This is a genomic window from Marinomonas sp. TI.3.20 (genome assembly GCF_038155025.1).
In the GTDB taxonomy this organism is placed as follows: Bacteria; Pseudomonadota; Gammaproteobacteria; order Pseudomonadales; family Marinomonadaceae; genus Marinomonas; species Marinomonas flavescens.
This window is the reverse complement of record NZ_JBAKAS010000055.1, coordinates 1-829: the sequence shown is the minus strand read 5'-3', so window position 1 is coordinate 829 and position 829 is coordinate 1. Positions and strand designations below refer to the sequence as shown.

General features: G+C 36.8%; 1 protein-coding gene. It reads right to left on the bottom strand.

Annotated features, from left to right (window positions below):
* Positions 1-527: 527 nt before the first annotated feature.
* A complete protein-coding gene (locus V6259_RS19515) occupies positions 528-809 on the bottom strand; it encodes a FlxA-like family protein (protein ID WP_341585949.1) in 282 nt (93 codons plus the stop codon).
* Between the last annotated feature and the right edge of the window lie 20 nt (positions 810-829).

The window sequence follows — 829 nt, the reverse complement described above, 5'->3', positions numbered from 1 at the left end:
TAAATAATAACACTTAAAATAAAAATAAATAGATACCAAAGAGCGGTATCTCTTTACATCCAACTTTTCAAATATAAATGCAAAAAAGGGAGAATTAAGACCACCTGTATACATAACTAAACCTAACAGATCAATTAACTTGAATATCCACTGAAAAACCCATTCTTCAAAAAATAAAACGATCGAGATTAAGTCTTCATGTGGGTTAATATCAGCACCATCTATAGAAGAGACATAGCAAGACTTAGCTAAAATCAAATAACGACGACAAACAAGCGGAGACGCTTCTCAGTGCCGTAACACATAGAGCCTTCTTTACTTATGGGCAAACAGTCGAATCAAGAGATAAGGGGTTTGAATTGATCGTTGCCAATTACCTGGATTAAGAGAAGTTAAACAAAGTTATTCTAAGATGGGGTAATTTCAGAGCTGAGGGCTATCTAAAGAACTGAGGGCTATATAAGAATTTGAAGCAAAAAAAAGACCAAATTAAATTTGGCCTTTTATCGATAACTCATATTCAGAGATTACTCAGAGCGTTGAGCTTGTAAAGCGCTCAGTTGCAATCTTAAATCGCTCACTTTGGCATTTAATGCTGCAGCTTTAGCTGTTGGACTAAGAGCGGCATTGACGTCAGCGCTAGTATCAACGCTTTGTCCTAGATGTTCAATTTGTGATGTCAGAGTGTTGATTTGAGACTCCGAACGAGAAATACTGCCGTAAGTCCCATCACCTTGTGCCGCAAAAGCAGTTGTTGCCATTGAAGAAGCCGCTAGTAAAATCAGTGCACTTTTAGTAAAAATGTTCATAATATGTCTCCATTAACATC

Coding starts and splice junctions, on each gene's coding strand:
- V6259_RS19515 (WP_341585949.1), bottom strand. CDS start 809: ATGAACATTTTTACTAAAAGTGCACTGATTTTACTAGCGGCTTCTTCA.